Below are 25,158 nucleotides of genomic sequence, written 5' to 3'. Positions count from 1 at the left end.
AATAATAAGGAGGTTGATTGCAAATGAAAAAACTAATATCAGTAATCCTTGTATTAGCAATGTTTTTATCAATACCAGCACAAGCAGGAACAATATCAAAGGCAATTTCAACAGTTACAAACAAGATAGAGTATATAACAGCAAAAGAGTTTGTAACATCACTACTACTGGGCACTAAAGTGAAGCCAGACAAGCCTTTGGACTACTGGGGAAAGGCAGTAAGCATGGGCTTGATACCAGGAGAAGTCAAAAAGGACAAACCGCTTACAAGAGCACAGGCAAGCTATATTGTGTGGAAGTTAATCAATGCAGTGCCAGAGCTGAAGGATAAGAACATACCAGTCAAGACAGTGGTACTTTCACCAGTAGACTATACCTTCTGGACAGGTGGAGACCCTACTCACAATTTCAGAGGTGCATACGTTGCATGGGGTCCTGGTGATAATGGTGGTTGGGGCGACCCATACACACGGTTTAACTCCAAATACGCTGTAATGGCTTATGATTTGGTTGTAATTGACAAGTATTACAAAGACGGTACAGTCAAGACAGTGCATGTATGGAACAGACTCAAGGATTACTTCCTCCCGCTTGACTGGTCGAAGGTTTTGCAGAGGTTCATGAGAGAAAATCCTGACAAAGTCAAGTTTGACCTGCCAGCAGAAAGACTAAAAGCTCAGGTATGGGTGTTGGGGCACAACAGCTTGTTAGGTGGTTTTCCTGCAATATCAAGCAAAGAATTCCTTACAACAGCCCAGAACAGACAACTTTATACACTTCATTATGAACCAGTAGATAAAGCTCATGAGTTTTTCTCAGGTTGTTATACCTTTTTCACACTGAAATCCATAAGTAAATTTGAACAACCCAATTACTATCAAATATTTCTCAACTATGTTGAATTTGGAAAATACAAGAGCACAAACATAAATGACTGGCAGTGGACAGCAGAACTCAATCCAATAACAAATGAGGCACTGAACAAATGGCTTATGAAGATACCAAGAAAGTTTCCTCTTGACTACACAAGATTTAAATACTTCTGTAACGACTTTGGCAAGATACCAACCTTATATCAAGAACCAATGTTGAGGCTTGCTGATTTAGGTATCATTACACCAGAAGCTAATGTTGATGAGAAAGTGCTTAAAAGTTTTAAACTATTAAAAAATATTGATGGAATTATACACTATCCTCCCAAAATGGACATGCCAGATATAAGATTTAATGCAGGCAAACTTTTAACAAGAGCAGAAGCGATTGACATAATAACAAGGGTATTTGATGAGAGTAAAAGAGTGGTGTTTGATGATTTGACGTTTAAAGAGGACACTATAGATGATTATGGTTATAACTACGGTTTCAAAAAGAGAACCGGGTCCGAGCCTAACAGAGAGTTCAATGTCCTATATTATCACGTAGGAAAGACTGTTACGTATCGTATAGATGAACTGTGGCAGTTGTTATATGTAAAGTATGACCTTACTCAAAAGTTTAACATTGTAAATGCTACATCTGATCCAAAAGGAATAGTATTCTATCGTGGTTATGGTTCTATTGGAACAATGTCAAATCTAATATCTTTGTATGATGGAACAATTTAATATTTCAGGAGGCGATCAAAATGATAATATTTAAAAGCAGGGGAAAATATAAATCCCTTGCTTTGTTTTTAGTATTGGTATTTATATTTGAGTTAGTAGTGCAGTTTGTACCTTCAACACGGGCATATGCAATTGATTACAGTGCAGTGGCGAATAATTATTTTGAGTTAGGATTTGACAATTATAAAGGAATAACAAGGGCAGATGTCATAAGAGATATATTTAATAATAATGTTTCATCAACTGCGACAGTACGTGGTTATGGCACATACTCTCTCAATACAGAACTTGCAATAGATTATAGAAAAGCAGTTTATGGACTGCCAACAAGCATACCAGGAAATCAGTCCAAGCCTTCCTCAGTAGGCTACTGGTATGTGAAAAACGGTGCAATAGTAACACCTGGGACAGCAGGTGCAACAAGGGTTGTCTTTCAGTATATGGGGTTTGATAAAGACGGGGGAAAAGTTCAAGACCCCTACTGGGTAGCAACAGGTGATGACAATTTGCAGTGGTCTGATTTGACACTGTCCAATCTTGCATCCAAAACAGACAGCGATGTTGCTCAGAAGTTTGCTGGGATTATCAGCACCGACGATTCATCACAGTATAATTCGTCTATTCAAACAGACATATGGAACAATGTTAGAACAAGTCCAACTGTGAAGTTGATAAGCTCTAACTCATCACTTTCTGGGCATACAATAGGTGATTTAAGCTGGCTCAATGCAGGTTTGCTTTTCAGCAAGGGTGTTATAGATGGTTCACCACAAGAGGGGACAGCAGCATTTTATCTGTTTTTCAGGAAAAATGGGCAGGTATACAGCGTCAAGTTTGCAGGTTCGGTAAACAAGATATTGCCTTCACAACAGCAGATTTCAGCCTACAGCATTTCATATGGTTCAAGTTTACCAAAATCATCAGATGGCAGTGCCTTTGTGCTCGACCCGACTAAAAACAGCACATTTTCGTTGAATTTGAGTGTCAAAGGAGTATTCACTGATTATCACAGCAGTTTGCCTCAAACTACTCTGGGCTGGATATTCAATCGTGATGACGCAAGGTATTTCACAGTAATCAACTATTTCAAGATAAACGGTGTTGATTATACAGACCAGCTAATATACAAAGGCATAAGAGGTGAAAACCAATATAGAGAGGCTTCACACGTGGACAAGCAATCAGACAATGTTGTATTCACAAGCAGTACTGGTGACTACAACCTTACAATACCTGCTGACCTGTTGCAAACGGGTGATAACACAATAACAGTCAGCGCAAAAGTCAGAGTATTTTTCACTGCCGGTTACCATACAGATTCTTACAACTCTGCTTCACAGACAATAAAGATAACAAAGCAACCCACTTTGCAAACACCCCAGCTCCAGCTTTCGGTAACACCTTCGCAGAGCACCATCACAATTACAAACGGACAGTACAGTCCAAGCCAGTACGTAACTCACAATATCAGTGCAAAAGTTACAGTACCATCACCACCAGCAGGCTATCAGGTGACAGCAATGGAGTTCTATATTGACACCAGCAACCCACCGGCAGGAAATGTAATTACAAAGACAATCTCAAACGGTACAGGCACAAGCTACAGCTTTGACAATATAAAATCATTCCAGTATGACGCAAGCAAGATACCGCTCAAAACAGACGGTACAGGCCAGGGAACACCAGCGTATTATGGCAAGGTTAGATATAAACTTGAAAGGATAGGGAACTCAAACGAATACTACTGGTCAGGATGGGGTTCTGCAAACACAAAAGCTAAAGTAGATATAGTTACAAAGACAGGCACACCGACACTAACAGCATCTACGGCAGACAGAATCAGTATTGATAGCAGTGGAACTCCAAAGAGCTATACAGTCAAAATTACTGCGAATGCTAATATAGATGAGATTGGCAACAAAACAATCCAGAAGTGGGTATTCACCGCTGTGCATAACGAAAATACATCAGAAACAGGTACAAGCACTGTTACAACAACCAGCAAAAATGCAAGTACAACCATTTCAATACCAATTGCAACAAACAAAGACAGGACAACAGAAACATTTGATGTAACCGCTACACTGTATTTCACCGACGGTACAAAAAAGGAGTCCAACACAGTTGAGGTTGAGGTTCCTGTAAACGTCAAGATGGATATCAACCTTGACTTTACTGGACCAACGCAGATTGTTGGTAACGAAGGCGACAGTGTTACAATACCTCTCAAGGCAGTAGCAACAATACCTAATAAGACACAGACAATCAAGCTGTGGCGTGTATGGATAAGGCAGGATACAGAGTCGCTGTTATCTCCCACATACCAGACAACCAGCGATGTGGCAAGTGTAACAGCAACAAAAACATATCCAACAAGTGGAACCTTGAAACTCACAAAAGATATGAACGGTCAAACACTAACATTCATAGCACGAGCAAAGGCTCAACCAGCTACTGGCGATGAACTTGATTCAGGTCAGAAAACACTTATAGTTAAAATCATAGTCAATACCACAGACAAACCAGTGCCGACAGTCAAGCCACCAGCAGGAGATGTAACATGTGAAGGACTGCTTGACCCAATGACAGTACCAGCAACACTCAATCCCTTCACAGGTGAAATTACCCCCGACACAACCACGGTTAAAACAGGTATCAGAGCTTCAATCTCAGACACTGGCGGTAGAACAGTTGCAAGATGGGAACTATATGTCGGACGTGATACACCTTCTGATTTGATGGCAACATACTACACAAGAAACACGTCTGTGGAGATTCCGATAAGCAGTACTGACAGCAGACAATACACTGTAAATAACAAGGATGGACTCGTCAAGTTTGCATATAAAGCTGTTGTGTACTTCACAGATGGAACATACAAGGAAGGAACGGATGAGAAGGTATTTGCAGTCAGCAGGAGCTATGCAAATCATCCACCAAAATGTTTTGTAACAGTCCCAGGTATTGTTGCACAAGGCGATGATATTACCATTAGTGTAAGTGGTTATGATGAAGACGTGGTTTATGGGGATTATGTAAAAGTAAAAATATTAGACAATGAGTGCCCAATGAAAGATGTACAGTATTTGTATAATTCTGATAACTTAATAGTTATGCAATTTTGGACTGATACTTTAGGAGTATATAAAATTCGTGGAATTGCTGTGGATAAAATTGGAGCAGGAAATATCGGAGAAGCAAATATTACAATTGCTCCAGCTTTACCGCTACCAAAAATCAATGTAAGTGGAGAATTGAAAAGTAATAGAAAGATATTATTAGACGGACTAAGCTCATACTCAGGCTCAAAACGTGCAACAATCCTGTGGGATAAAGCACAGTGGAAGATAGAACCTTATAGTGGTTTGAGTTCAAGTGATATTGTTGTAATTGACCCAACAACAGGAACACAGCAGGTCCAAATAATAGCCAAAAAGGAGGGGCAAATAAAAGCAACACTTACCATCACCAACAGCTATGGGAATACACAGTCAACCAGCAGGATAATCACCGTCAAGCCAGATAAGCCACCAGTAGCTAGCTTTACAATGCCAACAAAGATAATAAGAGATCCTAACGATTCTTCGCAAGCAACAATACAGATTAACAGCACAAGTTACAGTCCTGATGGTGATGCAATTGCAAAACATGCGTGGTTTTACGCTTATGACTCCAACAACGATGGCAACTTCGATGATGAAACTTGGTACATCCGCAGAGCAGACGGAACATGGCAGGCAGTAGGGGACTGGGGTACAGTGCAGAACTTTGATATTGAAACAGTTGATACGGGTAACAATACGGCAATTACGCTCAAAACAGCTAATGTTGGCAGATACAAAGTTGCACTTGTTGTAAGAGAAGGGCTTGACCTGACAGGGGTTGGCAACTGGGTAAGCGTATATGACCTGCAGAAGGGCAACACATATGACTGGGATGAAAATAAGGTAACTGCCGAGGTTATAAATATCGCACCTATTACAAGTTTGGGAACAAGTAAAGTAAGTAGGAAAAAAATTAATTTAACAATTTTAACAGACAAAACAGATTTATCGGATGTTAATGCAATAAAATCAAAACTAGATAATTTGAAGGCACAAATCTATTCGTATGGAGTAGACATAAACTATAGTATCAACAACATGGAAACAGTTGTAGGTAAGTATTCGGGTTATACTACAATGACACAATATATATACAAAGGACAAAACTGTATACAGGGTTGGCAAGACACAACTATTTACAAGCTGACGGGTAATTGGTGGAATTCAATAGGAAGTGTACGACATCCTGTAACATCTAAAATACCTATAATAACACGACAAGAAAGCTTTTCTGAATACAAAGATTCAAAAATCTATAGTGAGTACTTGGACCAAAACAAAATCAGTATCCACAATCAAACATCAAATTATTATTGGGACTACATTTTTAATGAAGCAGTTGTGGATTATACTATTAATTACTACGTCAATGGAACCTATTATTCATATTATTATCATGCACATGACCGTTGGGATCTTGGCGATGTATTATTTTCCTACCCTACTGTTAATCCGTTTCCTGGTTATGACGAGTGGCTTTTGGCACAATATATGTACCAAAGCCTTAAGTATATTCGTACCATTCAGGGTTACCAATTTGTAGCAGTCAATGACCCATATTTATACTTTGACCACCAAGAAACTAGTAATACGTATGTTACTAAAGATATATTAGGTGTTACTCCTTCTATTTTATTTTCATCCTCTAATGATGACAATATTTGTATATTTTTAACGGATTCTACTTCGACCAACTTTATGAATACAAACTATTATCCATTTGGTAGCATAACAAAGAACTTTTTAAGATTCTTAATGGACAAGAATACCGATGTCTACATGGTAGTACCAAGTAGCATATTAGATACAAACATTAAGAATATTAGTGACGTTTCTAATGCTACTCAAGATTTAACTCTACGTCAGCTTGCCAATGCAACCGACGGTAAACTCTACGACTCGGCAGGCAATGCAATAGCAACCTTAGACCAGGCACTGAACGAAATCAAGGCAAAATACACCAACACGCAGATTACACCTGACCCACAGTATGTGCTTGCCAATGAGGAAAAGGTCATCTACTATCCATACTGGGAAGACTATGAGAACGACCCAATCATCAATCAGAGATGGCGTTATGAACACGATGAAACAGTGTTCGATAACAGCCTTGGCAAAGCAGAGTTTGATGGTATATGGCTGAACACACCAATTGAAGTATTCCCAAAACCGGGTAAGTACACAGTAACATTCCAGGTACAGGACAATCCACCACCAGGGACAAGCGACTTTGATGAGTACAAGCTCTGGTCAAAGCTTGAACGACAGATGGTGCTCTACGTTCACAGAAGACCAATTGCAGACTTTGTAGCAACCTATAACAAATCTACTGGGAAGGTAACAATCACTGATAAGAGCTATGACCCCGACCACCAGTATAACAGAAGCGACAAAGGAATCATAGCATGGAAATGGCAGTACAAGACGCTTGACGACACCAGCTGGATAGACACAACACTTGCTAACCTGCAGAGCATGACATTACAGAGCGGCAAGATATACCTCATCAAGTTAGAAGTACAGGACTGCGACGGACCAGGTGGTGTCGGTGTTTGGAGCAAGCCAAAGATAGCTATGATTGATTTAAGTGTATCGAACAACCCACCAGTAGCTGATTTTACGAATGATTCCGAGATTCTAAAAGGCAACCAGCCAAGCAACCTAACAGACAAGAGCTACGACCCAGACAACGATCCAATTACAACATGGCACTGGTGGATTTACAACAGCGACAACACAGTCAATAAGGATTTCGCAGAAGTAGGGAACAACAACATAGCAAATGTAAAGAGCTATATTGCAACATTAGGTGTAGGCAACTATATTGCAAAATTACAAGTAAAAGATTCAGCAGGTAATTATTCAGCAATAGCAAGTAAAAACTTCACAGTATACACCGAAACACAGCAACCAGAAGCAACAAATAATGCACCGACAGGAACATTCACAATGACAATTAACGATTTTAGGACAAAGCTAAAGCCGACAACAACATACACCGACCCCGACAGCGACCCCAAAAACGCTGAACAATGGTATATTAAGTTTAATGGGCAAACTAAGTATTATAACAATTTGCCTAATACACTTGAAGAAGCAGGATATATCTATGATGGGCAATATGAAATAGGATATAGAGTTCTAGACAATCCAACAGCAAGGAGTTCAAAATTAACTCCATTATGGAGCAATTGGTATACACAAGTGTATAATTTAAGTAGCACGATAACAATTAATGCATGGACTGAAAAAATTGCTAAAAGAGCACACCGAAAATCAGAAGTAGACTTAACAACAAAGAAAACCTCAACAGTTCTAATTGGTGAGGGAATTGTTGTTAAAGCTAAAACTACTGGGTATGTATATAAGATTGATGCATGGTTTGATAGAGTAGACACAGTAGTATATACACCAAATAGAACACCAGTAACGAAGACTATTGTTGGTTATTGGGAGTGTAATATAAAAGCTAAAACTATTGCAGAATCAATGGTTTTAACCAACATTCATACAAAACTTGATCCAGCGAAAAGTTTTACTCAACCCCCAAATAGCATGGATTGGAGTTCAGATGTATATGATAGAAAGCTACAAGTAAGATTTATTATTAATCATGATAATTCATTTGTAAGGAATAATGATTATAGCGAAGGATTAGGTTGGGGAGATCAAGCAAAAAATCTATGGGAAGGTGTATATTGCTGGTCAGATTGGAACTTAACCCAATATCCAACCTTCAATAAAGATAAAGCAATGGCAATGTATGGACGTGTCCCATATTTCAAGATAGGAGATAAGTTATGGATTAAAGTAAGAGCATATAAGAAAAATGCAGATGGAACAGACACAACAAAAGATGTAGATTTACCGATAACAATAAATGGTTCGTTAGTAATTCAAGCTGGTTTTTAAAGCAGGGTATTTAACCCTGCTTTTTTTATAACAGATAGAATGTTAAAGCAACCATATATTATACCACCAGTAGTTGAATAAGGTTATAAACAAGATTTTCTTAATAGTTAAGATATTATCTAAAATAGCTCAAAAGGGAAAGATTGTGACTACCCTTTATTTATTTTTCAGAAAAATATGTTGAAAAATATAATGTTAATTGATAAAATTAATAGTAAATAAAGGAGTTGCAGGTAAATGAATGCTGAACTTTTAGACTTGATAAAATGGCTAACAAATAAAAAAAGAAATATACATTGCCTTTTAGTAGAACCTAAATATTACTCAACATATCCACCATTGGGTTTACTTAAAATAAGTTCTTTAGTTAAAAGCTATTCATATACAACCGAATTAGTTTCTCCGTATGAACAACCAAAATTAAAACCAGACATTATATTTGTTACAAGCTTGTTTACTTATGGTTGGAGAAAAGTAAAAGAAGCAGTTGAATATTATCGAACGCTTTTTCCTAAAACACCAATTATACTTGGTGGTATATATGCAAGTCTTATGCCTGAACATGCAAAATATGAAATCCGACCTGATTACATTTGGCAGAGGGTGATACCTGAAGCAGAAGATATATGTCCAGATTATTCATTAGTTCCTGAATGGGATGGAAGTATATTATTTTCTAGTAGAGGATGTATTAGAAGATGTCCTTTTTGTGTTGTATGGAAAATTGAGTCTCAATATGAAGCAAAAAATACAATATCACATCTTATAAATCCTAAATATACAAGGATTATATTTTGGGACAATAATTTTTTGGCATCACCTTACAAGTTAGAAATTTTTGAGTTCTTAGAAAAATATCGAAATATAGAAGGTAAAAAAGTAAAAGTTGATTTTAATCAAGGGCTTGATGCTAGATTATTAACTTTACCTTTTGCAGAAAAAATATCTAATTTAAAGTATGACCTTATTAGACTTGCTTACGATAAAATTGAAGATAGAAAATATTTACTTAAAGCTGTTCAAAATTTAACTGAAGTAGGTATCAAAAAAAGAAAAATATTAGTATATATGCTTTATAATTTTCAAGATACACCAGATGATTTCTTAGAACGATTAAAAGATGTTATGGATTTAGGGATTGTGGCATATCCAATGAGATATCAACCAAATGACTCTTTAGAAAAGGACAAATATGTAGCAACTTCATGGACGCCAGAACTTCTTGAAATGGTAGCAAAAGCGAGAAGAGTTTTAGGTTCACATGGAGCTTTCCCACCTTATGATGGACTTATTAAGAAAATTATAGAAGCAGAGTCACTTGATAAAGCAATGTATTTAAGAGAAATTAATAAAAATAAGTAGATTAAATTTTGATAACTTAAATATAGGAGGTGGTGTAATGCCTGATGATTGGAAAATTAATATGAGAACAATTATTGATAGAATAAAAGATAATGTTACTCTACAAAATGTTGGTATAGAATATTTAAGCGAAGAATTATTACCAACAGATATTGACAGAAAAGACGACGATATGACTGTAAAAAATAATGAAGAATTTATCTGTTTTGAAGATCAAGGTATAACTAAAGATGGTAAAATTAATAAAAATGGAATTAAAATAAAAGTTCAAAAGGAAGAAAAAAGTCGAAACATTTTTAAGTATTTTATAGATGGAACATTAAAGACCGTTTATTTAGGTGAAGTTGTATATCCAAATGTATTTCCTCTTATGTTTACCGAGGTAGCGTCAGCGTGTTTAGAAAGAGATTCAATGCATAAACTACACAAAAAATTATTTAAAAACCAAAACTATTTAATCTTTCCATTTAGTTTAGTTCCTGATACTTTATTAAATCAGTTACTTAATATTAATAATAATAGCATATTATTTGTTGATTCAACAAATTATAAAACTGAAAATGATTTACCGATTGATTTAAGGGAAAGAGCAGGAGCAATAGCACGATATAAAATGCACGAAATTGAAATTGATGTGATGAATGAAATTACAAAAGAAATAGAAACTCAAAAAACAAATTATATGGCAATAATAGATGGTTCTATTTCAAATATACAATTTGTAACTTCTGCATCAGATAAAATTATAGCCTTAACAAAATCTCCGAGTTTTAAACCATTATTAAGATTTGGTCAAGATGTTATGAAAGTTGGGACTTTATTATCAGCTCTCGACTATGCAGAAAGAACAGTTGTTTTTAAAAAAGAAAATGTGAATGTTTTAGTTTGGTATATAAGAATATTTAAAAGAAAAAACTTGTCAGAACCATTAGAAGGAATAGTAAAAATTGAATTTCCTCTCCCTAAAAATTTTGACCCAGAAATTTTATCTTATAAATCAAGTATTGATGAAGTTAAAAAGTTACTTGATAAGATAAATAATATTTCCTCTGCTATTTTATATGAAACCTTTGTAAATTCATATCCAAATAATAGATGGTCATCAAATATATATCCAATAGCGAAAACAGAAGATTTTATGAAAACTAATATGAAAAGTATTCTATATATAAGGGGGAGTATAAAATGGTGATTGAAGATAAAAATGAGAGTAATGAAAGCATTATAAACCATAATGAAATAATAATTGGTAAAACATCTGTTACGAAGGAAAGTGCTAACACTGAAAGTGAATTTAGCTTTTGGATAAAAGATGGAGTTTTAATTAATCCTTTTGATTTTGTAACTGTTGAACAGGAATTTAATACAAAAACATTTGGAATTGTAGGAAGTATCTCTGCAGTTACTGATGCAGAATCGCATTTAACAAATTATGTATCAAATGATTTCGGAAATGTTGATACATCTCCTAATACTGTTAGAATATCATCAAACATAGCTCGATGTCTTGTAATGCAAAATACAGGTGTCGACCATCCTAAATACCAAAATAAGAACATTAAAATAAATGTATTAATGCCCATTCCAAATGAAAAAAAAGTTACTTTTTCAACTGCTTCAGAAGTTGAAAAAGCTCTTGGTAGTGATAATATAAAAGAAGAAAAGAAAATACCAGCAGGAGTTATTCTACAATCAAATGGAGATTTTATTCCATTATTTTTTGACAAAGACTATATTCTTGGTCCAGAAGGAGCCCATATTAATATTTCTGGTATTTCTGGATTAGCGACAAAAACATCATATGCAATGTTTATAATCCAATCAATACTTCAAAAAAGTGAACCAAAACCTTGTGTTATAATTTTTAATGTTAAAAAAGACGACTTATTAAGTCTTCATGAAGAGCCAACAGACTTTGATGAATTAGATGAAGTTTTATATGAAAAACTTAATTTACAAAAAGAAACATTTACAAATATAAAATATTTCTTACCAAGAGGTGGTAATGGACAACCTAATAGTTATAGAATTCCACACAGTAATAATGTAAAGCAATATGCTTTTACATTGAAAAATGTTCTAAATAATGATAATCTTTCTTTTTTATTCTCTGAAGTAAACGATCCTGAATATACTATTGAAAGCATTGTTTATGGATTAAGCGAAAAACAGAATGATATTAATTTTTTGAGAACAAATTGGGAAATACTATCTAAAAGTAAAATATTTAATAATTGCAATAAAGAAATGTCGCTTTCAGTTTTTTTAGGAAATGAAATAAATATCAGATCGATAGGGAAATTTATTAGACATTTAAAAAGAACAATGAATAAGAATGTAGGATTATTTGTAAATAACTTAAGTAATCAAAGCTCAGAGACAGATATTTCTGAAGAAATTAATCAACTTACATATGGCGATGTAGCAGTCATAGATATTGCTAATATAAATGATGATACAAAAGGTTTTATTATAGGTTGTGTAATGAAGGCAATTGATAGAAGAATTATTGAATCTGACGATGATACTCCACCATTTTTGATATTTGTTGACGAACTTAATAAATATGCTCCGAAATCAATAAAAGTATCATCTGTAACAGAACAATTAATTGAAATATCAGCACGTGGCAGAAGTTCATCAATTGCTTTAATAGGTGCTGAACAATTCAAAAGCCAAATTAATATTGAAGTTAATGAAAACTGTTCAACACATATATTAGGGAGAACAGGTTCAATGGAATTAAGTAGTGATGCATACAAAGCAATTCCTACAACAATGAAAAATAATTTAACTAATCTTGAAAAAGGAGAATTAATTGTGCTACATCCATTATTTAAACAACCAGTAAAAGTAAGATTTCCAAAGCCATATTATAAAAGACCTTAACGAAGAAGAATAAACGATTTAGTATTATAAGTATTTAGAGAAACAAATGCTAAAAGACAACATGACTATCAAAGTATACAGAACTAAAACAGAAAAAATAGAAAAATAAAGAAAATAGCCTGCAAAAGAGGAAGTGATTTTTCACTTCCTCTTTTCTTTTATATAGCAGATAGAAAACATTATAAAGAGATAAAAAATAGGCAACAAAATAATTCTTTTGTTGCGAATATGGACTGTTTTATGGTAAAATTAAGTTTAAAATAACCTTATTCGCAACAAAAGTTACAAAAAAATTCGCAACAAAATTTATTAGAACAATTTTAGGGGGAATAGCTATGGAAGATTATAAATTATGGTTGCAGGATAAGGGTAAAATGGATAATACTATTAATTTATATATTCAGAAAGTTAAATTATTTATTAAATGGTATCAAGAAAGCTATGATAGAGAGTTTGACAATAAGATTTTACCTTTACACATAAGAAATTATAAAAGTTATCTTATGACTGTTAGAAAAATAAATGCAAAAACTATAAATAACTATTTAGCCTCAATTAAATCTTATTGTGATTTTCTTATTGAAAAAGGAATTTTAGAAACTAATCCATTCAATAAAGAGTATTTTATTGATATTCAAAAAACATTCACATCGCCAGTAAAGATGGATAACAAGGATTTTAATAAATTAGAGGAAAGTATAGTTCATTATGGTAGCAAAAGGGATATAGCTATATTCTATACTCTTGCCTATACTGGCATAAGAGTATCGGAGTTATGTAATATTCGGCTCAACGACATCATAAAAGATGAGCTTATTATATATTATGGCAAAGGTGGCAAACAAAGGAGTATACCTTTGAACACTACTGTAAAAGAAGCAATTAACGAATGGCTCAAAGAAAGATATAAATATAAATATGCTGATACAGTAGATTATCTTTTTATTGGTGAAAGAGGCAAGATGAATAGAGCAACAATATTTAAAATGATAAGAGAATACTGTTACATTGCAAGAATTGAACCAATAAGTCCTCATCAATTAAGACATTATTTTTGTAAACGTGCTTTAGAAAAAGGTTTTAATATTGTAGAAGTATCAGCATTAGCAGGACATTCTAATATAGAAACTACAAGAATATATATCAAGCCAGCTATGAAGGAATTAAAAAATAAAATGAATATGTTGTAAAAGTAGTTTTAATTGAGAAAATAATAAGAGTCATGCAAAACATGAATCTTATTATTAAAAAAGCAATAATATTATTTATATGTTCAAGATATAGATGGGAACTACTTGCAGGTTTCAAAGAAATACAAACAAATTAATCCCAAAGAGATAGTTTTATTAAGCAGAAGCAATAACTATATTTGTCAGCAGTTCATCTCATGATTAAAGTCACAAGAGTTCTTGCTGACTTATTAAAATTATTTATATTTTGCTTGTATAATAAAAAATGTGGTATAATTAATATATATAGTTTGCATTTATAAATAGTTTGCCATATAAAGTCAATAGAAAAGGGGAGAAAACATTAAAGGTGTTTTCTGCCCTTTTTTGTTTTCCTTAAATTTAAGTTTAAGGAGGAGTTTGCCATGAACAGTTTGCGAAGTAAAAATGAGTTTGAATTAATTGAAAGAGCAAAAAGACATGATAAAGAAGCAATGCAAGAAATAATTGACATGTTCCAGCCAGTAGTAAAAGCAGTTATCAGAAAGTATAACAAACCAAGCCTGTATGAAGATTTATTGCAAGAAGGAAATCTTGCAATAATACAAGCAATTAATAACTATGATCCAAGTAAAAACATAAAATTTATCACGTATGCTTACTACTGGATAGAGCGAAATATCCAAAGATGTATTATTAGAGATACTAACATACGTCCATCATTTAGAAATTGTAATGTTTTTTCAATACCTAATACTCATTCACTTGAAGAAGTTATTGCAGATGATGAAAATATTACACTTAAAGATGTTATTTCATCTAATGATGATATTCAAGAGCAAGTAGAAAAAAGAATAATGCTTAACGAAATACTTTCAACACTAACTAAAGAACAAAAGCAAATATTAATACTAAAATCAAAAGGCTATTCAAATTATGAAATAGCAAAAGAAATAAACATTGATGAAAGTAAGATCAAATTTATCATTTACAAAATAAGAGTTCAATGCAAAAAACTTTTAAACGTAGCATAAAAATATTGCAAAATATTTTTTTAAAGTGGTATAATATATATTGTAAAAAAGAAGGGGAAAAAATATATTAAACTGCATAAATAAAAATGTTAAAATAACAGTTAGCCAAAAACAGTTAGCCATATAAGAGATTAAAAGTCTCTTGTATGGCTTTTTGTTTTTTTACATAACATTTGGCAGTTTGCCAAAAACAGTTTGCAGGAGGTAGTTTGTTATGAAAAAAGTTGTATTAACTAATGACAATGTATTTTTTACAAGCTCGGTTATATTAACAGATAGCAAAGGAACAGTAGACAGAATTGTTTTATACCAAAAAGATCATATTACTGGAAAGGAGGCGAAATTAGTATTACCAGAAAAAGCAATATATAAGATAATGACAGAACTGCTCGAAGATGAGCAAAATAACTTATTATTAAATAATTTACATGGCTTATTAGACAGCATTGGTCGTGGGATTATTCCAAAATTGTTTATTTATAGAGAACTAATATTTAGGTTAAGTGACTTTCCAAAAATGGAATATCAAGAACAATTGGAGATAGTTGAAGAAATTTATTATGAATGGATTGACAGTGAATTAGAATTAATTGAAGTTATTGATGAAAAAGTAGAACAAATTACAGAAGTAAAATTAGAAAAAGACGAAGATCTTAAAAGCCTTATAGAAGAAATTATCAAAGATGTGTAGTTTGCCAAATTTAGTTTGCCAAAATCAGTTTGCGGAGGGATTAATATGAGTTTGTTAGTAAAAAGAATATTAAGTAAAATTGCTCTAAAGAATCTGGAAAAGTTGGACAAAGGGGCAAAAATAATAGAAGAGGCTGATAGTGAAGGCGTAAAGGTAACATATATGTATAAGGTAAAAGATAATGAAGGTGCGATAAAGATACTAAAGTCTACACATTTATATCAGCTTGGACAAAAACAAATGCAACCAGAGATATACTGGGATTATTTATGTGGGAGAATATAACTCCCACGTTGGCAGTTAGCAAAAAATAGTTAGAAAGAAGTTGTTGACAAATTAAAAAAGTGGTATAATTATAATGTAATAGAAAATAGGTGAACGAAAAATGATATATAAGTTAAATTTATGATTATATATTAGACAGTAACTAAATTAAAGGAATATAAATCAGTTTGCCAAAAACAGTTAGCCTTAATGAACAACAAATATTGTTCGTTAGGGCTTTTTTGTTTTTTATAGACTCTCCTTTTTGGCAGTTTGCCAAATACAGTTTGCGAAAGGAGAGGTTAGTATGAGTGAATTAGCAGTAAGAAACAATAATGCAGAATTGTTAGAAGGGGAAATAGAATATGAAACAGAAACAGGAAGAATAAAACTTTCACCAGAAATTATCAAAAAATATTTAGTCAGCGGTGACCCAGCAAAGGTAACTAATGAAGAAGCCATCATGTTTTTAAAACTATGCCAGCATCAAAGACTGAATCCGTTTTTGAGAGAAGCATACTTGATAAAATACTCAGACAAAGAACCTGCTACAATCGTCGTTGGTAAAGAAACATTCACAAAGAGAGCAGCAAAGTGTGAATTGTGTGCAGGATGGCAGGCAGGAGTGATTGTTCGAAAGAAAAACAGTAGAAAAGTAGATGAAATTAGACAACAACTTTTTGAAAAGACAAAAGCAATTGAAACAAATGAAAAAGGAAAAATGCAACTAATTGAGTTAATCAACTATGTTTTTGAACTTTTAAAAGAACCTAAGTTAGAGTACAGAGTAGGAACATTAGTCCTGCCAGATGAAGAATTGGTAGGTGGTTGGGCTAAAGTTTATCGAAAAGATTGGCAAGTTCCATCAGAAGTTAGTGTTTCTCTCCAAGAATATATAAGAAGAAATAAGGAGGGACAACCTACAAGAAGTTGGAGAGAAATGCCAGCTACAATGATAAAAAAAGTGGCATTAGTCCAAGCATTGAGAGAAGCCTTCCCAGAGCAATTTCAAGGAATGTATGCTCCTGAAGAAATGCCAATGGATAGCACACAACTACCATATGAACCAATAAACGACATAGTAAACACTGAACAACAAAACGAAACAAAATCACCTTTGCAAAAACTAATTGATGAAGCAAAAGAAGAAATACAACAAGAAAAAAAGCCAGATGTAAAAGTCCTAAAAGAAGAAATTATAATAGAGAATGTGCTTGTTACAAATTCATCTTTACATCTAAATAAAAAAACTGGCAAAGATTATATGAAAGTATCAATTACAACAATGGATGGAGAGCTTATAACAGCTTTCACAAATGAACAAAGCCATTTTGAAATATTGAAAAAAGGCTTTGTTATAAAGAAAATGGTCTGTGAAAAGATTAATAATGCACTTGTGATATTATCCATTGAAGAATAAGCAGGGTTTCCCCTTCCCCTGCTTTGGCAGTTTGCCAAATACAGTTTGCGAAAGGAAGGAGATAATATGAAATGGAAAAGGAAGAAATAAATCAAATAATTCAACGATTAAATCAAAAGTTTCAAAGTATTCTAAATACTATTTCTATTGAAGAAATATACGATTTTTCTTTTTACTTAAAATGGTTATTGCAAAAGACTGATCTTTATGTCAAAAGTAAAAAATATCAAAAAGGAGATGATTATAAAAAATTAGGACATTTCAAACGTGGTGATATAGTAAGAGTTAATTTTGGTTATAATATAGGAACAGAAAAAAACAAAATTCGTTATGCAATTGTTTTAGATAAATATAATCCTAATACATTAGGTTCAGTTGTTGTTGTGCCAATAACATCAAAAAATAATAGGACAGTTCAACAAAAAAGTTGCATTTTTGTAGGTAAAATAGATTCTTTGGATGGAAATAATAGTTATGTAGATATTGCAAATATTAAAAGCATTAGCAAACTAAGAATTATATCTACCTGTGGTAAAGTAAATAATAAAATACTGGATAAGATTGACAAAAAAATAGTTGAATTATATATAAATAATATTGATTTTTAAAACTTAATAGGGTAAAATAAAATTGAAATTGTAAATTAATTTGTTATATATTCTTTGCCCTTAGCGGCAGCACGGTGATTTTATAGATTACCTTTGGTTCTATACCCTTAGCGGTAGCACGAAGGACTAAAGTCCTTCTATATTCAAATTTTAGTATTCAGTTTGCAAACAACAGTTAGCCTCAATAAGCAGAAATTTCTGTTTATTGGGGCTTTTGTCTTTTTTAATTGGCAGTTGGCCAAATATAAAGTTAGCGAGGTGTTTTATAATGAAACAGTATGAAGGAAGGCTTATAATCCATACTGGGAGCATGTTCTCTGGCAAAACATCAGCACTTATTGAAGAATTAAGAAGATTTAAGTTTGCAAAATATAAAACACTTTTGTTCAAGCCTGTTATTGACAAAAGATATAGCGAAACAGAAGTCATAACTCATACAAAGACTAACAGTCATCAAGCTATTCCTATAAAGTATTTAGATGAAATATTGGAATATGATACCGATGTTTATGGCTTAGATGAATTTCAATTTTATCAATCGAAAAGAAACATAACTGAAATATTAAATGAGTTACTCGATAAAAACAAAATAATAATAATTGCGGGACTCGATATTGATTACAAAGGAAATGCATTTGAAAATATGAAAATAGTTATGCCAATAGCCGACTATGTATATAAACATCATGCTATTTGTGTAATATGTGGCGAAGATGCTTGGATTTCTCATAGAACATCAAACGAAACTGACAGAATTGTTGTAGGTGCAGATGATAAATATATCCCTCTATGTAGAAAGTGTTACAACAAGCAGAGATAACCCTCTGCTTTGGCAGTTAGCCAAATATAGTTAGCGGAGGGATTAGTATGTTAGAGTTATGGAATGGTAGCTTTTCTAAACTTACACTTTTTGAGAGATGCCCAAAGGCATATTATTACAAGTATATAGCAGGTATCGAATATACAACACCTGCTATGGAGTTAGGCAAAAGAATACATGAAGGCATTGCAAGGTTCATAACTACTGGTGAGTATAACGAAGAATTAAACCCTTATTTGAACAGCAGGGTAAGGCAATTGCAACCACAACCAGTAGAATTAGTAGAAAGAAAATTTAAGTTTAATCTTGATGGTATTGTAATGGACGGAGTAATTGATATTATTGTTGAGAAAGAAAGAAAAATAATTGATTGGAAAACATCATGGCAAAAGACAGCAGATCCAAGACAGTTGTATTTATATTACCATTTTACTAAAAAAGAAGGTTTTGACATTAATAATGTTGCTTTTCACTACTTGCGTTTTAATGAAGAAAAGGACTTAAAGCTTGACGAGAAACAAATTCAAGAAACATTAGATTGGGCGAAAAAGACAATGGAAGAAATATCAGAAAAAGAATTTTTATTTACAACATCAGAAGACATAAATGAATTTACTCCAACAGAAAACACTCAAAATTGTTTGAAATGTCCTTATAAAACAGTATGTAATAACGTAAAAGATGTTGAAGATATTACAGAACTTGCAAAACAAATTGAAGAATTAGAAGCTCAATTAGAGTTAAAAAAGGAAATGCTGAAACAATATATTGACGAGAACGGAGAAGTAAAAACAGATAATAGCATATGGAAATTAACAACGGTTAATAGCTATGATTTTGACATTAAAAAGGTTTCAGACTATATAAAGAGTCTTGGCAAAGACCCATTACAATACCTAAATGTAACACTCACCAGTCTAAAAAAGTTAAAGCTCACAGATGAACAATTAGAGAAGTTAGGGACTAAAAAAATATCTTTAAGACTAACCAATAGCAAATTAGAGGCAAGCTAAAACTTGCCTCACTCCCTCTTGGCAGTTAGCCAAAAAAAGTTAGCAAAATATGTTTGGACAGTTAATAATGCAGTATCACCCCCTATAATAGATATGGATGTATTGGGGTTATAAAACAAAAGAAAAGGGGGTGAAAAAGTTGAATAAGGAAATAGTAATAACAATAATCATAACTATTATAGCAATGATAATTGTTATATGCTTTGCTAAAGGGAAAATTGAAATTAATATTAGATCAATTCCTTTTGAAATAAACATAAAAAAAAGAAACAGATAAGGAATAATATCCTACCTGTTCCTCTTATTCAACATCTGCATTACTATAAAACCCCAATACGTCCCTTGCTAATATTATACCACGCATTAAATCATTAATACAATTATTATTATTGGCAGTTAGCCAAAAAAAGTTAGCGTGGGAGGTAGTTTGTTATGATTAAAATGTTTTATGACTCAAAATTGGTTGATGTAAGAACATTATCAAAAGAGCAATTAGAAAGAGTCAAAAAAGAATTGCAAATCCTTATCGGGAAAACTATATTTGCAAACGAATATGGTTATTTCCCAGAAAAACCACAGACAAGACTTTCTATATTTATTGATAATATTCCTTTACAAATGCAAAGTAATTTTAATGATCTTATTGCAAAATTGCAATACCTTTACGCTCATCTTGATATATTAAGCCTTGAATATGAAGAAGTGGACAAAAAAATAAGAACTATCGAAGATTTATTAATGTCTGTGGGTAAACAACAAGAAGATAAGGGAGTTGCATAATCTCCCTTATCTTGGCAGTTTGCCTATAACAGTTTGCGGGAGGGTTAAAAACATGATAAAGTTTGCAGTAGTATATATTAATTCAATAAGGGCATGTAATATATACATGTTAAGTTCTTCTGGTATGCAAGATACACAAGATGTTAAGAAAAAACTTTCAACATATCCCATTAGTTTGCTTAACAAATACATTATTGATGTTGAAAAAGGAAATGTTATAACAAGAATTGTGTATCAAATACCAGAAAAAATTATTGCATAAGAAGGTTGCCCTGCCTTCTTATTTGGCAGTTAGCCAAAAATAGTTTGCTATGAAGCTAATAATGCGGACTTTCACCCCCAAAAAAATATATGGGAACGTTAGAGGTAAATAATATATAAGGAATAGGGGGTGATTGTTTTGGAAGATATAATAAGGGATATACTAATTTCTGTTGTTATATCAATTATTGTGGTTACAATAAGTTTATCGAAAGCAAATTATAAAATATATATTAGCTTCAAACCTTTAAAAATAAACATAAAAAAAAAGTGGTTAAGTAATCCCACTTACTAACCACTTCAATATTTCCAAAACTCCGCATTTATATATACTTCTAACGTTCCCTTAATTAAATTATACCACTAAATTTTAAAAATAGACAATAAGTTAAAATACTCTTCCTTTTGGCAGTTTGCCTATAACAGTTTGCGAAGAAAGGAAGGGTTTGATATGTATGAACAATTATCATTTATGCCTGCTCTTAATATTGATGAAAAAGTCAATTTCAAGTATGTATGCAAAAAATATAGACTAACACTGGTTCAAGAAAAAACATTTACTTACAATCAAAAACTACAAGATGTTTACAGTGTTGTTAGATTTCTTAAAGAAAATATTGAATTGCAAAATGAACCCGAAGAAGTGATTGTTGTATTAGCAGTCAAGACACAACTCAATGTTATAGGTGTATTTGAAGTCGCAAGAGGTGTAATAAATTCTTGTGCAACTTCTATGCGAGAGATTTTTAAGAGGCTTATTATTGCAAATGCAACATCATTTATCTTTGCTCATAATCATCCAAGTGGCTTAAGCACTCCATCAGCAGAAGATATAGAATTTACGAGAAAGCTAAAAGAGGCAGGCAATTTATTAGGTATTAGATTGCTTGATAGTGTAATTATTTCTGAAAGTTCTTATTATTCATTCGTAGAGGAACAAATTTTGTAGGCAAGATATTTCGCTTGCCTATTTTTTTTCTTATATTAATAACTTTTTCAAAAAGCGTGGTATAACCATATTAAGAAAGAAAAAAGGAGGTTGCTTTTATGTATAAAGGATATTTTGATGGTGCATCCAAAAACAATCCGGGACATGCGGGAATTGGCATAGTAATATTGGACCAAAACAATAAGGAAGTATTAACATATTCAAAATATCTTGGCGTAAAAACAAATAATGAAGCTGAATATCTTGCGTTAATAGAATTATTAGAAAAAGCAAAAGAGTTAGGTATTGAAGAAATTAATATATTTGGAGATAGCCAATTAGTCGTTAATCAAGTTAATGGAAACTGGCGAATTAACCAATCACACCTTTTTTCTTTGGCACAAAAAGTTGAGGAATTAATAACTCAATTCAAAAATGTATCTATCAATTGGATTCCAAGAGAAAAGAATACAATAGCAGATAAACTTTCTAATGAAGCTATTATGCAATTAGACAAAAAAGATACATCAAATGTAATATTAGAAAAAATCAAAAAATATATATATATTGCTTATGGCAAAGAGGAATATGTTGTTGATACTTTTCATAGATCTTGTTCATGTCCAGATTTTCAGATAAGAAAAAATATCTGCAAGCATTTGCAGAAAGCTTTAGAATTAGAAGAAACAAAAATTATTAAGGGGTGATAAGAATGTTTGCAAAAAATAAAAATATTGATAAACAAACTTTGATCAGCTCAATTAAAAACGAAATGAAAGAGATTAGGAAAAAATATATACCAGCATTTGAACATTATTATAAAACAGGTGATTATACCTTTGTTGAAATGTTAGATAAGAAATACTATGAATTATTAAGTGCATATAATCTATACACAAAAGGAGCATAGAGATATGAGCAAGATTATTAATTTTGAAGAAGCAAAAATTAAGAAAGAATTAGAAAATGATAAGGAACTTGAACACTTCAATTTGGAAATCAAAAATCTACTGGAACTAATAGAAACAACAAAATCAGAAGAAGAAAGAAAACAAGAAGAAGAATTATTTGAAATTTTAGCAATGTATGAGAAAGGTGAGTTGTAAGCTCACCTTTTTTCATGTAAAATCATTTTAGGAGGGGAATTTTTAATGTTAATTTATTGTCCAGAAAAAGAGATTGAACAATTTGTATATAAATGGGGTTGTGTAAAAATAGAGCATATAAAGGAACTTGTTCACCCATACCCAGAAGCAAAGATAAAAAGGCTTATAAAAGGTTTATCAATTGAGCAAGACGGAAATACTTATATTCCAATTTATTCAAGAATATCCCCATTAGAAAAAGAAAGGACATTAAGATTTCTTGATTTTTTCTGTAAGAATTTACAAGATAAAGTTTCAGATTATAACCCTGCACAATATCCGTATGTTGCAGTAGTAAAAACAACTAAAGGTAAAACTGCATTTGTAGCATATGTAATGAAAGGTGAAGAAACTATAATAAGAGATATGATAAATATTTTACCCCCAGAGAATGTAATATTTATAATTGAAGATGAAAAAAGTAAGGATATATTAAAGGTAAATTGCAAAATAACAAAATATTTTTTAAAAGATGGGAGAGAATTATAGTGAAAATCTAAAATATATGGTTGCAAAATTTTTCAACATGGGTATAATAATAAGTGTGAGGGAAATAGTGTTTACAAGTGTATATATAAAAATGTTAACGTAGCAGTTTGCCGAAAAACAGTTAGCCATGTAAAAGATATTATATGCTTTTACATGGCTTTTATTGTTTTTTAGAGGATAGTTCGCGATATACAAAAGGGTTTCTTTCTCCCCTTTTGGTAGTTTGCTAATCAAAGTTAGCGAATTTAAGTTATTTTACAATGGGGAGGAAGGAACTATGAAGTTAGTAGATATTACAATGGAAATGGTATTGAATAAAGTAAGTTTAATTATTAAAAAGCAAAGAGGAAATGAACTTAATTGTTTATGCCCTTTTTGCGACAGCACAAACAAAAGAGAAGGACACTTATACATTAATATTCATAAGAATACTTTTATATGTCATAAGTGTGGTGAAAAGGGTAATGCGTTGCAGTTATACGCATTACTAACGTTTCAAGATACAAAAGAGGCTTATAAAGAATTGACAAAAGACAATTTTTCAATTAGTGAAGTAAAAAACATTTATAAGTCAGCAATAACAAAAGAAAAAGCAATAGCAACTGATGAACAAAGGGATAAAGTTTATAGTGAACTTCTAAATATGCTAACTCTAAAAGATAGGCATAAACAAGACTTATTAAAACGTGGTTTGTCGAATATTGTCGTAAAAAATAACCAGTATAAATCATTTGATTTATCAAAAACTGAAAGAATTGAAGTCTGCAAAAAGTTATTAGAAAAAGGTTTAAACCTTGAAGGAATTCCAGGCTTTTTTAAACATAAAACTACTGGAGAATGGGATTTTATATCATACAAAGGTTATGCAATACCTGTAAAAAATCTACAAGGACAAATTGTGGGATTACAGGTAAGAATGGAAGAAGGACAAGACAGTAAATATAGATGGTTCTCCAGTAGCAGTGCTGGTGAATATGGAACATCAGCCGAATCAAGATTGCATATTTCGGGTATATTAGGTATATATAGTGACGAAATATATATAACAGAAGGAGCATTAAAGGCTGATGTTGCTTCATATTTGTCAGGCAAAACGTTTATTGGATTAGCTGGAGTTTCGTCAAACCATTATGAACTTATAAAAGTTTTGCAGAAGTTAAAACCTAAAAAAGTATATTTGACATTTGATATGGATCTATATTCTAAAAAAGAAGTCAAAGAAAACATAATGAAAATTGCAAATTTATTAAAGAATGTTAATGTTAATTTCAAAATATTAAAATGGGATAGAAGGTATAAAGGTATTGATGATTATTTATTGTCAAGAAAAAGAGCGAGCTAATTCGCTCTTTATTTTTATTCTTTAGGTCAAAAAAAGAGAAAAAAATACAAGGATAATATTGACAACAAAAAGACTTTATTATAATATATATACATACGATTATTGCACAGTATAACATTGCACAAAATAAAAATTTTGTGCAATGTAGAGAATTTAAATTAAATATTATTAACTTAAATTAGATATGGTTTAACAAATAAATAAATCTAATAAACAAATAAATAAATCTAATAAACAAAGGATTTTTAAAGAATATTCAATAATAATACTAAAATAATAATACTAAAAATATAGAATTATTAATAAAAAATATTTCAAAATAT

At 32.0% G+C, this 25,158-nt stretch carries 23 protein-coding genes; all 23 read left to right on the top strand.

What is annotated here, in order from left to right:
* Positions 1–23 precede the first annotated feature (23 nt).
* Complete coding sequence (locus ACAG39_01820) at positions 24–1,604, top strand: hypothetical protein (protein ID MEZ0535967.1); 1,581 nt, start codon at positions 24–26, stop codon at positions 1,602–1,604.
* Between the two features lie 20 nt (positions 1,605–1,624).
* Positions 1,625–8,620, top strand: a complete 6,996-nt coding sequence (locus ACAG39_01815) for a hypothetical protein (GenBank protein MEZ0535966.1) — start codon at positions 1,625–1,627, stop codon at positions 8,618–8,620.
* A 237-nt stretch (positions 8,621–8,857) separates the two neighbouring features.
* The gene (locus tag ACAG39_01810) at positions 8,858–9,982 is read left to right on the top strand and encodes a hypothetical protein (protein ID MEZ0535965.1); all 1,125 of its coding nucleotides are present in this window, start codon (positions 8,858–8,860) and stop codon (positions 9,980–9,982) included.
* 37 nt (positions 9,983–10,019) lie between these two features.
* On the top strand, positions 10,020–11,174 hold the full coding sequence (locus ACAG39_01805) for a hypothetical protein (GenBank protein ID MEZ0535964.1): 1,155 nt from the start codon (positions 10,020–10,022) through the stop codon (positions 11,172–11,174).
* Positions 11,168–12,871 carry an ATP-binding protein gene (locus ACAG39_01800; GenBank protein ID MEZ0535963.1) on the top strand — a complete coding sequence of 568 codons (1,704 nt, stop codon included), beginning with the start codon at positions 11,168–11,170 and terminating at the stop codon, positions 12,869–12,871. The genes ACAG39_01805 and ACAG39_01800 overlap by 7 nt, the downstream gene beginning before the upstream one ends.
* 335 nt (positions 12,872–13,206) lie before the next feature.
* Positions 13,207–14,061, top strand: a complete 855-nt coding sequence (locus tag ACAG39_01795; protein ID MEZ0535962.1) for a tyrosine-type recombinase/integrase — start codon at positions 13,207–13,209, stop codon at positions 14,059–14,061.
* A 404-nt stretch (positions 14,062–14,465) separates the two neighbouring features.
* Positions 14,466–15,074, top strand: coding sequence for a sigma-70 family RNA polymerase sigma factor (locus ACAG39_01790; GenBank protein MEZ0535961.1), 609 nt, complete (start codon positions 14,466–14,468; stop codon positions 15,072–15,074).
* 214 nt (positions 15,075–15,288) lie between these two features.
* On the top strand, positions 15,289–15,765 hold the full coding sequence (locus ACAG39_01785; protein ID MEZ0535960.1) for a hypothetical protein: 477 nt from the start codon (positions 15,289–15,291) through the stop codon (positions 15,763–15,765).
* Between the two features lie 45 nt (positions 15,766–15,810).
* The gene (locus ACAG39_01780; protein ID MEZ0535959.1) at positions 15,811–16,050 is read left to right on the top strand and encodes a hypothetical protein; all 240 of its coding nucleotides are present in this window, start codon (positions 15,811–15,813) and stop codon (positions 16,048–16,050) included.
* 286 nt (positions 16,051–16,336) lie between these two features.
* Entirely contained in the window at positions 16,337–17,449 is a 1,113-nt protein-coding gene (bet, locus tag ACAG39_01775; GenBank protein MEZ0535958.1) for a phage recombination protein Bet, read from the top strand.
* Positions 17,450–17,520: 71 nt separating this feature from the next.
* Positions 17,521–18,057, top strand: a complete 537-nt coding sequence (locus ACAG39_01770; GenBank protein ID MEZ0535957.1) for a type II toxin-antitoxin system PemK/MazF family toxin — start codon at positions 17,521–17,523, stop codon at positions 18,055–18,057.
* A gap of 268 nt (positions 18,058–18,325) precedes the next feature.
* Positions 18,326–18,877, top strand: a complete 552-nt coding sequence (locus ACAG39_01765) for a thymidine kinase (protein MEZ0535956.1) — start codon at positions 18,326–18,328, stop codon at positions 18,875–18,877.
* Positions 18,878–18,924: 47 nt separating this feature from the next.
* Entirely contained in the window at positions 18,925–19,890 is a 966-nt protein-coding gene (locus tag ACAG39_01760; protein MEZ0535955.1) for a RecB family exonuclease, read from the top strand.
* A 139-nt stretch (positions 19,891–20,029) separates the two neighbouring features.
* Positions 20,030–20,167, top strand: coding sequence for a hypothetical protein (locus ACAG39_01755; GenBank protein MEZ0535954.1), 138 nt, complete (start codon positions 20,030–20,032; stop codon positions 20,165–20,167).
* A gap of 155 nt (positions 20,168–20,322) precedes the next feature.
* Positions 20,323–20,670 (top strand): hypothetical protein, encoded by a 348-nt coding sequence (locus ACAG39_01750; protein MEZ0535953.1) that lies wholly within the window; start codon positions 20,323–20,325, stop codon positions 20,668–20,670.
* Between the two features lie 52 nt (positions 20,671–20,722).
* The gene (locus tag ACAG39_01745; GenBank protein ID MEZ0535952.1) at positions 20,723–20,932 is read left to right on the top strand and encodes a hypothetical protein; all 210 of its coding nucleotides are present in this window, start codon (positions 20,723–20,725) and stop codon (positions 20,930–20,932) included.
* A 138-nt stretch (positions 20,933–21,070) separates the two neighbouring features.
* Positions 21,071–21,226, top strand: coding sequence for a hypothetical protein (locus ACAG39_01740; GenBank protein MEZ0535951.1), 156 nt, complete (start codon positions 21,071–21,073; stop codon positions 21,224–21,226).
* 156 nt (positions 21,227–21,382) lie between these two features.
* Complete coding sequence (locus ACAG39_01735) at positions 21,383–21,880, top strand: JAB domain-containing protein (GenBank protein ID MEZ0535950.1); 498 nt, start codon at positions 21,383–21,385, stop codon at positions 21,878–21,880.
* Between the two features lie 98 nt (positions 21,881–21,978).
* Positions 21,979–22,566 carry a reverse transcriptase-like protein gene (locus ACAG39_01730; GenBank protein MEZ0535949.1) on the top strand — a complete coding sequence of 196 codons (588 nt, stop codon included), beginning with the start codon at positions 21,979–21,981 and terminating at the stop codon, positions 22,564–22,566.
* A 5-nt stretch (positions 22,567–22,571) separates the two neighbouring features.
* A complete protein-coding gene (locus tag ACAG39_01725; GenBank protein ID MEZ0535948.1) occupies positions 22,572–22,769 on the top strand; it encodes a hypothetical protein in 198 nt (65 codons plus the stop codon).
* Positions 22,770–22,773: 4 nt separating this feature from the next.
* Positions 22,774–22,965, top strand: a complete 192-nt coding sequence (locus tag ACAG39_01720) for a hypothetical protein (GenBank protein ID MEZ0535947.1) — start codon at positions 22,774–22,776, stop codon at positions 22,963–22,965.
* Positions 22,966–23,010: 45 nt separating this feature from the next.
* Entirely contained in the window at positions 23,011–23,493 is a 483-nt protein-coding gene (locus ACAG39_01715) for a DUF5697 family protein (protein ID MEZ0535946.1), read from the top strand.
* Between the two features lie 277 nt (positions 23,494–23,770).
* A complete protein-coding gene (locus tag ACAG39_01710) occupies positions 23,771–24,835 on the top strand; it encodes a DUF3854 domain-containing protein (GenBank protein ID MEZ0535945.1) in 1,065 nt (354 codons plus the stop codon).
* Positions 24,836–25,158 lie beyond the last annotated feature (323 nt).

It is taken from the genome of Caldicellulosiruptoraceae bacterium PP1 (assembly GCA_041320695.1).
In the GTDB taxonomy this organism is placed as follows: domain Bacteria; phylum Bacillota; class Thermoanaerobacteria; order Caldicellulosiruptorales; family Caldicellulosiruptoraceae; genus JBGGOQ01.
The sequence above is the reverse complement of the archived record's forward strand: the minus strand, read 5'-3'. Positions and strand labels throughout refer to the sequence as shown.

Bases quoted from the DNA above. Each gene is read 5' to 3' on its own strand.
- ACAG39_01725 (MEZ0535948.1), top strand. From the start codon at position 22,572: ATGTTTGCAAAAAATAAAAATATTGATAAACAAACTTTGATCAGCTCA.
- ACAG39_01810 (MEZ0535965.1), top strand. From the start codon at position 8,858: ATGAATGCTGAACTTTTAGACTTGATAAAATGGCTAACAAATAAAAAA.
- ACAG39_01800 (MEZ0535963.1), top strand. From the start codon at position 11,168: ATGGTGATTGAAGATAAAAATGAGAGTAATGAAAGCATTATAAACCAT.
- ACAG39_01720 (MEZ0535947.1), top strand. From the start codon at position 22,774: ATGAGCAAGATTATTAATTTTGAAGAAGCAAAAATTAAGAAAGAATTA.
- ACAG39_01710 (MEZ0535945.1), top strand. From the start codon at position 23,771: ATGAAGTTAGTAGATATTACAATGGAAATGGTATTGAATAAAGTAAGT.
- ACAG39_01785 (MEZ0535960.1), top strand. From the start codon at position 15,289: ATGAAAAAAGTTGTATTAACTAATGACAATGTATTTTTTACAAGCTCG.
- ACAG39_01820 (MEZ0535967.1), top strand. From the start codon at position 24: ATGAAAAAACTAATATCAGTAATCCTTGTATTAGCAATGTTTTTATCA.
- ACAG39_01780 (MEZ0535959.1), top strand. From the start codon at position 15,811: ATGAGTTTGTTAGTAAAAAGAATATTAAGTAAAATTGCTCTAAAGAAT.
- ACAG39_01795 (MEZ0535962.1), top strand. From the start codon at position 13,207: ATGGAAGATTATAAATTATGGTTGCAGGATAAGGGTAAAATGGATAAT.
- ACAG39_01765 (MEZ0535956.1), top strand. From the start codon at position 18,326: ATGAAACAGTATGAAGGAAGGCTTATAATCCATACTGGGAGCATGTTC.
- ACAG39_01815 (MEZ0535966.1), top strand. From the start codon at position 1,625: ATGATAATATTTAAAAGCAGGGGAAAATATAAATCCCTTGCTTTGTTT.
- bet (MEZ0535958.1), top strand. From the start codon at position 16,337: ATGAGTGAATTAGCAGTAAGAAACAATAATGCAGAATTGTTAGAAGGG.
- ACAG39_01805 (MEZ0535964.1), top strand. From the start codon at position 10,020: ATGCCTGATGATTGGAAAATTAATATGAGAACAATTATTGATAGAATA.
- ACAG39_01745 (MEZ0535952.1), top strand. From the start codon at position 20,723: ATGATAAAGTTTGCAGTAGTATATATTAATTCAATAAGGGCATGTAAT.
- ACAG39_01730 (MEZ0535949.1), top strand. From the start codon at position 21,979: ATGTATAAAGGATATTTTGATGGTGCATCCAAAAACAATCCGGGACAT.
- ACAG39_01715 (MEZ0535946.1), top strand. From the start codon at position 23,011: ATGTTAATTTATTGTCCAGAAAAAGAGATTGAACAATTTGTATATAAA.
- ACAG39_01750 (MEZ0535953.1), top strand. From the start codon at position 20,323: ATGATTAAAATGTTTTATGACTCAAAATTGGTTGATGTAAGAACATTA.
- ACAG39_01760 (MEZ0535955.1), top strand. From the start codon at position 18,925: ATGTTAGAGTTATGGAATGGTAGCTTTTCTAAACTTACACTTTTTGAG.
- ACAG39_01790 (MEZ0535961.1), top strand. From the start codon at position 14,466: ATGAACAGTTTGCGAAGTAAAAATGAGTTTGAATTAATTGAAAGAGCA.
- ACAG39_01770 (MEZ0535957.1), top strand. From the start codon at position 17,521: ATGGAAAAGGAAGAAATAAATCAAATAATTCAACGATTAAATCAAAAG.
- ACAG39_01735 (MEZ0535950.1), top strand. From the start codon at position 21,383: ATGTATGAACAATTATCATTTATGCCTGCTCTTAATATTGATGAAAAA.